Annotated in this window: 11 protein-coding genes and 1 pseudogene; all 12 read right to left on the bottom strand. The window is 70.6% G+C overall.

Annotation, left to right across the window (positions count from 1 at the left end; genetic code table 11):
* Window positions 1-262, bottom strand: a pseudogene (locus G3573_RS17920) (hypothetical protein); the annotation flags it as partial.
* A 135-nt stretch (window positions 263-397) separates the two neighbouring features.
* A complete protein-coding gene (locus G3573_RS17915; protein ID WP_163263060.1) occupies window positions 398-1,069 on the bottom strand; it encodes a protein-L-isoaspartate(D-aspartate) O-methyltransferase in 672 nt (223 codons plus the stop codon).
* 73 nt (window positions 1,070-1,142) lie between these two features.
* A complete protein-coding gene (gene surE, locus G3573_RS17910) occupies window positions 1,143-1,946 on the bottom strand; it encodes a 5'/3'-nucleotidase SurE (RefSeq protein WP_163263059.1) in 804 nt (267 codons plus the stop codon).
* 4 nt (window positions 1,947-1,950) lie between these two features.
* Window positions 1,951-3,246 (bottom strand): serine--tRNA ligase, encoded by a 1,296-nt coding sequence (gene serS / locus G3573_RS17905; protein WP_163263058.1) that lies wholly within the window; start codon window positions 3,244-3,246, stop codon window positions 1,951-1,953.
* A 243-nt stretch (window positions 3,247-3,489) separates the two neighbouring features.
* Window positions 3,490-4,377, bottom strand: a complete 888-nt coding sequence (tatC, locus tag G3573_RS17900) for a twin-arginine translocase subunit TatC (protein WP_163263057.1) — start codon at window positions 4,375-4,377, stop codon at window positions 3,490-3,492.
* On the bottom strand, window positions 4,374-4,832 hold the full coding sequence (gene tatB, locus G3573_RS22595; protein WP_163263056.1) for a Sec-independent protein translocase protein TatB: 459 nt from the start codon (window positions 4,830-4,832) through the stop codon (window positions 4,374-4,376). The genes tatC and tatB overlap by 4 nt, the downstream gene beginning before the upstream one ends.
* A gap of 33 nt (window positions 4,833-4,865) precedes the next feature.
* Window positions 4,866-5,072 (bottom strand): twin-arginine translocase TatA/TatE family subunit, encoded by a 207-nt coding sequence (locus tag G3573_RS17890; RefSeq protein ID WP_163263055.1) that lies wholly within the window; start codon window positions 5,070-5,072, stop codon window positions 4,866-4,868.
* A 127-nt stretch (window positions 5,073-5,199) separates the two neighbouring features.
* Window positions 5,200-5,550, bottom strand: a complete 351-nt coding sequence (locus tag G3573_RS17885; RefSeq protein WP_163263054.1) for a hypothetical protein — start codon at window positions 5,548-5,550, stop codon at window positions 5,200-5,202.
* Between the two features lie 24 nt (window positions 5,551-5,574).
* Window positions 5,575-6,201, bottom strand: a complete 627-nt coding sequence (gene scpB / locus G3573_RS17880) for an SMC-Scp complex subunit ScpB (protein ID WP_163263061.1) — start codon at window positions 6,199-6,201, stop codon at window positions 5,575-5,577.
* 26 nt (window positions 6,202-6,227) lie between these two features.
* Entirely contained in the window at window positions 6,228-7,061 is an 834-nt protein-coding gene (locus G3573_RS17875) for a ScpA family protein (protein WP_163263053.1), read from the bottom strand.
* The gene (gene nagZ, locus G3573_RS17870) at window positions 7,058-8,101 is read right to left on the bottom strand and encodes a beta-N-acetylhexosaminidase (protein ID WP_163263052.1); all 1,044 of its coding nucleotides are present in this window, start codon (window positions 8,099-8,101) and stop codon (window positions 7,058-7,060) included. The genes G3573_RS17875 and nagZ overlap by 4 nt, the downstream gene beginning before the upstream one ends.
* Before the next feature lie 24 nt (window positions 8,102-8,125).
* On the bottom strand, window positions 8,126-8,427 hold a 302-nt coding region (locus tag G3573_RS17865), incomplete at its 5' end, for an SPOR domain-containing protein (protein ID WP_163263051.1).

Raw genomic sequence — 8,427 nt, 5'->3', positions numbered from 1 at the left:
GGGCCGCGCTGGTCACCCGGCCCGAGGGCGCCGGCGCGGCGCGCACGGTCGGCGGGACCGGCTCGGCCGATTGCGGGGCCGGCTCGGACGGCGCGGCGTAGACCGGCGTGGGCGGCGGCGCGGGCTGTCCGCCCGGCACGACGTCCTCGATACGGGTCGCGTATTTGGGCTGCGGCAGGGACTCGAGGTCCACGGTGGTGCAGGCGGAAAGCGCCGCGGCGGAAGCGCCCAGCAGAAGCAGCCGTGAAAGCGTCGTCGTCATGCCGATCCAACCATCGGAAAGCGTCGATCGGCCAGCCGGCCGTCGAGTCGTCAAAGAGGTTCGAGAAAACATCCCCGAAGCTCCACCTTAGCGCCAACGCCGCTGAACGGGGTTAACGCGGCGTTCAGCCTCGGTTCAAAGTTCGCGCGCGACGCCTTCGACCAGCGGCACGAACCGCACCTCGCCCAGCGTCTCGCGCAGGAAGGCGCCCTCGCCGTCGCCCACGTAGCGCACCAGGCTCTGCACCGGCCCGCGGCCGACCGGCGCGACCAGCACGCCGTTAGGCTTCAACTGCGAGAGCAGGCGTTTCGGTTCGGTCGGCGCGGCGGCGGTGACCATGATGCGGTCGAACGGCGCCTGTTCGGGCCAGCCCAGCGAGCCGTCGCCGAAGCGGGTGACGGCGTTCTCGACGCCCAGCTGCCGCAGGCGGCCTTCGGCCTCGGTCAGCAGGGTGCGGTAGCGCTCGATCGTATAGACGTAGCGGGCCAGCTTGCAGAGGATCGCCGTCTGATAGCCCGAGCCGGTGCCGATCTCGAGCACGCGGTGGCGCGGCTCGACGTTCAGGGCCTGGGTCATCAGGCCGACGATGAACGGCTGGCTGATGGTCTGGCCGCAGTCGATCGGAAGCGCGGAATCCTCCCAGGAGCGTTCCTGGAAAAGCTCCGGCACGAAGATCTCGCGCGGGGTCGCCTCGACGGCGTTCAGAACCTTGGGCGAGGTCACGCCCTGAGCGCGAAGCGCCATGATCAGCCGGCCCATGCGGGCGCGGGGACTGGCTTCGTCGCGGTCTTCGGGGCGGTCGGACATGCGGGTGCGATTCAGAGGTGCTCGGCGCCCGTCGTATCAGGACGCGTACGGATTGCGAGAACGGATGTGCGCGTCATCCCGCGGCGCCCTCGCGCGGGCTCTTCGGGGGCGCGCCGCCCAGAAGGCCCTTCAGGTCGTGGACGCTGGGCATGTGGGTCATGTCGATGTGCAGCGGCGTGACCGAGATGCGGCCCTCGTAGACGGCCCGCAGGTCGGTGCCCTCCTGCGGGTTCGACAGCTTTCCGCGGAAGCCCATCCAGTAGTAGTCGCGCCCGCGCAGGTCGGTGCGGCGCTCGGCGTGCATGTGGTGCACGTCGCGGAAGCCCTGGGTGGTGACCTCGACCTCCTTGACCAGCTCGGGCGGCTGGTCGGGGAAGTTGACGTTCATCACCACGTTCGGGGCCCAGCCGGTCTCGATCAGCCGGCCCACGATCCCGGCCCCGAACACCTCTGCCGGCTCGAACATGGAGCCGGACCGCTCCTCTTCGCGCCGCATCCAGGCCTGCGACAGGGCGATCGAGGGGACGCCCAGCGCCATGCCCTGCAGAGCGCCCGCGACCGTGCCGGACAGGGTGACGTCCTCGCCCAGGTTCTGGCCGCGGTTGACGCCCGACAGGATCAGGTCGGGCTTCTGCTCCATCAGGTCGTTGACCGCCAGCAGCACGCAGTCGGTCGGCGTGCCCGACACCGCCCAGGCCTGCGGCCCGAACCGGCGCACCCGCAAGGGGTTGGCCAGGGTCACGCCGCGCGAGGCGCCCGACTGCTCCTGCTCCGGCGCGCAGATCCACACGTCGTCGCTGATCTGGGCGGCGATGCGTTGCAGGACGTGGAAGCCCTCCGCATCCCAGCCGTCGTCGTTGGTGAGGAGGATGCGCATGGGATCAGCCGACGTGGGTCAGGCCGCCCATGTACGGCTGCAGCGCCGCCGGCACGGCGATGCGGCCGCCCTCGTCCTGGTAGTTCTCCAGCACGGCGACCAGGGTGCGGCCGACCGCCAGGCCCGAGCCGTTCAGGGTGTGCAGGAAGCGCGTGCCCTTCTCCCCGGCCTTGCGGCCGCGCGCGTCCATGCGCCGGGCCTGGAAGTCGCCACAGTTCGAGCAGGACGAGATCTCGCGATAGGTCCCCTGCGACGGCAGCCAGACCTCCAGGTCGTAGGTCTTGCGCGCGGTGAAGCCCATGTCGCCGGTGCACAGCATCACGGTGCGGAACGGCAGCTCCAGCTTCTTCAGCACCGCCTCGGCGCACTGGGTCATGCGCTCGTGCTCTTCGTTCGACGCTTCCGGCGTGGTGATCGAGACCAGCTCCACCTTCTGGAACTGGTGCTGGCGGATCATGCCCTTGGTGTCGCGCCCGGCCGAGCCGGCCTCGGCGCGGAAGCAGTTGGTCAGCGCCGTGAGGCGCAGCGGCAGCTCTTCCTCGGCGGTGATCTGCTCGCGCACCAGATTGGTCAGCGACACCTCGGCGGTCGGGATCAGCCAGCGGCCGTCGGTGGTGTGGAACAGGTCCTCGGCGAACTTCGGCAGCTGGCCGGTGCCGTACATGGCCTCGTCGCGCACCATCAGCGGCGGGTTGACCTCGGTGTAGCCGTGCTCGTTCGTCTGCAGGTCCAGCATGAACTGGCCGATGGCCCGCTCCAGGCGCGCCAGCTGCCCCTTCAGCACCACGAAGCGGGCGCCCGACATGCGCGCGGCCGCCTCGAAGTCCATCAGGCCCAGAGCTTCGCCGAGGTCGGCGTGGTCCTTGGCCGCGCCGCTACGGCCGGCCGGCAGGGCCGCCGCGTCGCCCCAGCGGCGCTGTTCGACGTTGCCGGTCTCGTCCTCGCCCGCAGGCACTTCCTCGGCCGGCACGTTCGGCAGGGCGGCCAGCTTCTCGCGCAGCTCTTCGCCCAGCGCGCGCTCGTCATCCTGGGCCGTGGCGATCGCGCCCTTCAGGCTCTCGACCTCGGCCATCAGGCGCTGGGCCTCGGCCTCGTCCTTCTTGGCCTTGGCCTGGCCGATCAGCTTGGAAGCCTCGTTGCGGCGGGCCTGGCCTTCCTGGAAGGCGGTCTGGGCGGCGCGCAGCTTGCGGTCCAGGTCCAGCAGGCCGGCGACCACGCCTTCCGCGTCGGCCATGCCGCGAGACGACCACCCGCGCACGTAAACGTCGGGAGTCTCACGGAGGGCGCGGATGTCGTGCATGGCCGCCTCGGTCTGGCTTGAGCGGAGGAAAGCGGCCTGTTTACGTCGCGCCGAGTCGCTCGCCAAGGGCGCTCGGAAGATCTCCCCCCGAGCGTCAGCACTGGGGGGAGCAGGCGGCGTCAGCCGCCGTGGGGGGCTCCAGCGGAGTGCGACGGCGGCCGTCGCGCGAACCCAGCCCCCTCCACCGCCTTCGGCGGTCCCCCTCCCCCACCGCTCGCTTTGCGAGCTCGGGGGAGGATCTTATTAGCCCTGCTCCAGCCGCTCCTGGCGGCGGCGGCGCATTTCGATCAGGCGCACGCACCAGATCGAGACCTCGTAGAGCAGCACCAGAGGCGCGGCCAGCATCAGCTGGCTGATCGGATCGGGCGGGGTGACCACGGCGGCGACCACGACGATGCCGACGATGGCGTAGCGGCGGCCCGAGGCCAGAGCCTTGGAGTCGACGATGCCGGACATGCCGAGCAGGGACAGCACCACCGGCAGCTGGAAGCACAGGCCGAAGGCCAGCACCAGGGTGGTGACCAGGGTCAGATACTCCGACACCTTGGGCAGCAGCTCGACCTGCACGTTGCCCGGGCCGACGATCTGCTGGTTCAGCGAGAACCAGAGCACGAACGGCAGCATGACGAAGTAGACCAGCGCCGCGCCCATCACGAACAGCACCGGCGAGGCGACCAGGAACGGCAGGAAGGCCTTGCGCTCGCGCTTGTAGAGACCGGGCGCGACGAAACGGTAGAGCTGCCAGGCGATCACCGGGAAGGCCAGGATCACGGCCCCGAAGCCGGCCAGCTTCAACTTGGCGAAGAAGAACTCCAGCGGCGCGGTGAACACCAGCTTGAGTTCGCCGCCGGCCATCCGCGGCACGTCCTTCAGGCCCATGAGGGCCAGCAGCAGGTCGAACGGCCCGTGCTTGCCGCCCGAAGCCTTCTGGGCCGCCAGCAGGCCGCCGGCGACTTCGAACGGGTGCAGCAGGAAGAGATAGATCTGGTCGGCGAAGGCGAAGCACAGGGCGAACGCCAGGCCCACCGCCACGACGCAGATCAGCAGGCGCGAGCGCAGCTCGATCAGGTGATCGAGCAGCGGCGCGCGCGACGACTCGAGTTCGGATTCGTCGTCGTAGGCCTGGGTCACGCGGTCTTCTTCCGGCGGGATTTCTTCACGGGCGCGTCGGCCGAAGCGGGCTCAGGCGCCGGGGCGGCTTCGGCGGCGAGCGCCGCCTCTTCCACGACGTCCTCGGCGGCGTCGGGCGAGGCGATCTCGCCCGCGTCCGGCAGGGCCGGCGGCTGGTAGTCCGGCTGAATGCGCAGGCCCTCGTCGATCTCGTGGACGAGGGCGTCGGCCTCGCGGCTCAGCGGTTCGCCGAGCCGGCCGGTGCGCAGGGCCTCGACCTCGCGGCGCAGCTCGTCGAGCTCCGACTGCCGCGCCATTTCGTCGAAGCTGGCGCGGAAGTCGGCCGCCATGGCGCGCATGCGGCCCATGACGTGGCCGACCTTGCGCATCAGGACGGGCAGGTCTTTCGGACCGACGACCAAAAGGGCGACGATCGCGATGACCACGAGTTCGAAACCCCCGACGGAGGGCATCATGGCTTAAGCCTCACGCAACGGGGACGCGGGCGATCAGCGCTTCAGGTCTTCTTTTTCCGCGTCGGTGCGCGGCAGTTCGCCGGCGCGCGGCGCTTCATCCTCGCCCTTCAGACCTTCCTTGAAGGCGCGGATGCCCTTGGCGGCGTCGCCCATCAGGCCGGACAGCTTGCCGCGGCCGCCGAAGAGCAGCATCACGACGAGCGCGACGATGAGCCAGTGCCAGATGCTCATGGAGCCCATGGGCTAGTCTCCCTATGGCCGCGAAAGACTCAGGCGGCCGAAATTCCTATCGGCGGTCATATAGGCGCAAGGACGGCGTCGAGCCAAGGAACCTATCGACGCGGCCCGGAGTCACTTTCGATCGCCCTCATCTACGGCCGAAGCGGCGGCGGCGCGCGCCATGCTCCCGCGCGACGGTGTCGATCGCGTGCTGGGCGTCCTGTCTTCCAGCCATGGGCGGATCCAACGGGGGATCCTCCCAATCGATGTGCAGACGCCGAAGCCAGGCCGGCGCGCGCTCGGAGCGCCAGCTTCCCAACGAAAGCAGCCAGTTCAGCTCCCAGGGCAGCAGGACGGCCCCGAGCGACGGGGCGCTGAGCAGACACAGCGGGACCACGACGGCGGCGACCACGAAAGGCGCGATCAGCACCGCCTGCTGCACGAACTCCGGCTGGGCGACAAACCAGGCGACCAGGGGCGCGACGGGAGCCTTGTCCATGGCGGCGAGCTTGCCGCGGGAGTCTTAACGCTCCTCCCCTTCCCCCACGAAGTCCATCTGGAACTCCGGCGAGTCCTCGTCGATGGCGTCCAGCAGGTCCTCGCCGTCGCGCGCGCCCGACGGGTCGGGCACCTCGAAGCCGGCCGGCACGCCGATGTCGAGCAGGCCGGCCGCGCGCATTTCCGCCGCGCCCGGCAGGTCGCCGAGGCTGGCCAGGGCGAAGTGCTCCAAAAAGCCGTCGGTGGTGCCGTAGGTCACCGGCCGGCCCGGCGTGCGCCGGCGGCCGCGCAGGCGCACGAAGTTCATCTCCAGCAGCACGTCCAGCGTGCCCCGGCTGAGGCTGACGCCACGGATCTGCTCGATCTCGGCGCGGGTGACCGGCTGGTGATAGGCGATGATGGCCAGGGTCTCGAGCGCCGCCTTCGACAGCCGGCGCGGATCCTCGCGCTCCTCGGTCATCAGGCCGGCGAGATCGGTCGCCGTGCGGAAACGCCAGCGGTCGGCCACGCACTCCAGCTCCACCCCGCGTCCGGCGTAGCGCGCCTTCAGCGCCGCCAGGCCGCGCCCGACGTCTGCGCCGTCCGGCAACCGCCGCGCCAGGTCGTGCGCCGACAGCGGGCCGGCCGCCGCGAACAGCAGGGCCTCGATCATGCGTTCGATTTCGATGAGGTCTTCGCTCACGGCGTCAGTTCCAGCGGTTCGGCCGGGCGCTCGATACGGCGCAGGTACAGGTCGGCGAAGGCTTCGAGCTGCTTCACCTCGATCGTCCGTTCCTTGGCCAGTTCGAGCGTCGCGGCGAAGGTGGAGGCCAGGTAGGAGGCCGGGGTCGGTCCGTCCGCCTCGTCTTCCTCAGGCTCCGGCGCGACGCTCTTCAGCGTCGTCCAGCTCTCCATTCGCGGCAGCATCGTCCGCAGCCGCTTGCGCGCGTCGTCCAGCTGATAGGCCTCGACCCGCTGGCCGGGGTTGTAGGTGCGCTGGCTCTCGCGCACCCGCTGGGTGACGTAGGCCTGCATCAGCTCATAGAGGGTGGCCTCGACCCGCGACGACGGGATCACGACCATCGCTTCAGGGTCGCCGCGGGTGAAGACGTCACGGCCCAGCTGCGGGCGAGCCTTCAGCTCGTCCACCGCCTTGCGCATGGCTTCCAGCTTCATCAGCCGGAAGGCGAGCGCGGCGGCCATCTCTTCGGCCGGCGGCTCCTCGCCCTGCTTGCGCTCGGGCTTGGGCAAGAGCAGGCGCGATTTCAGGTAGGCCAGCCAGGAGGCCATCACCAGGTAGTCGGCGGCCAGCGAGAACCGGCGCCGGCGCGCCTCCTGCACGAACTTCAGGTACTGCTCGGCCAGCTTGGTGATGGACAGCTTGAGCAGGTCCACCTTCTGGGTGCGGGCCAGCGCCAGCAGCACGTGCAGCGGGCCTTCGTAGCCTTCCAGATCGACGACCAGCGCCTCGCCGTCCTCGACGGCGTTGTCGACGGCCTCGAAGTCTAGCTGAGGCTGGAAGGCCTCGCTCACGCCTCGCCGACCTTGGGACCGGCGGCGGCGTCGATGCCGGCGAAGGCTTCGTCGAAGCGGGCGCGGGCTTCGGCCGGATCGAACGGCTCGGGCGCGCGCACGATGCGGGCCATGGCCGCCTCGGCCCGGCGCTTGGCGTCGCCCTTCAGCTTAGAGGACGCGGCGGCCACCTGCTGCATCTCGGCCATGACGCCGTTGCAGTGCAGGACCACGTCGCAGCCCGCCTTCAGCGCGTCGCGGGCGCGTTCGCCCAGGCCGCCCGACAGGGCGTTCATCGACAGGTCGTCGGACATCAGCAGCCCGCCGAAGCCCAGGTCCTCGCGGATCAGGCGCACGGCCTTCTTCGAGGTGGTGGCCGGCTTCTTCCTGTCGATGGCGGTGTAGACCACGTGGGCGGTCATGGCCGCCGGCATGTCCGACATCGCCTTGAACGGCTGGAAGTCCCAGGCGTCGAGCTCTTCGAGCGCGGTGTCGACCGTCGGCAGGGCCTCGTGGCTGTCGGCGAAGGCGCGGCCGTGGCCGGGGATGTGCTTGATCACCGGCAGGACGCCGCCGGCCATCAGGCCCTCGGCCGCCGCGCGGCCCAGCACCGAGACGGTGTACGGGTCCTCGGCGTAGGCGCGGTCGCCGATGATGTCGTGGGCGCCGGGCACCGGCACGTCCAGCACCGGCAGGCAGTCGACGTTGATCCCCAGCTGGCGCAGGTCGTGGGCGATCAGACGCGCGCCCAGGCGGGTCAGTTCACGCTGCACCAGGGGATCGTTGGCCGAGACCCGGCCATAGGCGCGGCCCGGCGGATACTTCGGCCAGTGCGGCGGACGCAGGCGCTGCACCCGGCCGCCTTCCTGGTCGATCAGGACCGGCACGTCGGTACGCCCGGTGGTCTCGACCAGGGCGTCCACGAGGGCGCGCACCTGCTCGGGCGTCTCCACGTTCCGGCGGAACAGGATGAAGCCCCAGGGGCGGACGTCGCGGAAGAAGTCGCGTTCGTCCGGCGTGAGGGTCGGACCCGAGCAGCCCAGGATGCAGGCGAGCGTCACGTCCAACCCCCTCTCAGTCTCGGATCACTTCACCAGGCAGGCGTTGCCGGCGGCCTTCAGGGCCGAGCAGAACGCCTGGGCGTCGGCCTTGGAGAAGCCGGTGAAGGCGGTGCGGTACAGGGTCTTGCCGTCGCGCTCGACGGGCTCGACCCGCTTGGCCTTGCCCGAGGCGAACTGCGGGAAGGCCTTGGCGACCTTGGCGAACTCGGCGTCGGCGATGGCCGTCGACGAGAAGGCGCCGATCTGCACGGCCGCGGAGCCGCCGGCGGCGGACGGCGCGGGCGCCGGGGCCTGGGCGGTCGCGACCGGGGCGGCCGGGGTCGGCT

This window comes from Caulobacter sp. 17J65-9, from assembly GCF_010975005.1.
GTDB lineage: Bacteria > Pseudomonadota > Alphaproteobacteria > Caulobacterales > Caulobacteraceae > 17J80-11.
Note: the sequence above shows the minus strand (reverse complement) of the source record. Positions and strands in the feature narration are given on the sequence as shown.

Bases quoted from the DNA above. Each gene is read 5' to 3' on its own strand.
- scpB (WP_163263061.1), bottom strand. From the start codon at position 6,201: ATGATCGAGGCCCTGCTGTTCGCGGCGGCCGGCCCGCTGTCGGCGCAC.
- serS (WP_163263058.1), bottom strand. From the start codon at position 3,246: ATGCACGACATCCGCGCCCTCCGTGAGACTCCCGACGTTTACGTGCGC.
- G3573_RS17885 (WP_163263054.1), bottom strand. From the start codon at position 5,550: ATGGACAAGGCTCCCGTCGCGCCCCTGGTCGCCTGGTTTGTCGCCCAG.
- tatB (WP_163263056.1), bottom strand. From the start codon at position 4,832: ATGATGCCCTCCGTCGGGGGTTTCGAACTCGTGGTCATCGCGATCGTC.
- G3573_RS17890 (WP_163263055.1), bottom strand. From the start codon at position 5,072: ATGGGCTCCATGAGCATCTGGCACTGGCTCATCGTCGCGCTCGTCGTG.
- G3573_RS17915 (WP_163263060.1), bottom strand. From the start codon at position 1,069: ATGTCCGACCGCCCCGAAGACCGCGACGAAGCCAGTCCCCGCGCCCGC.
- surE (WP_163263059.1), bottom strand. From the start codon at position 1,946: ATGCGCATCCTCCTCACCAACGACGACGGCTGGGATGCGGAGGGCTTC.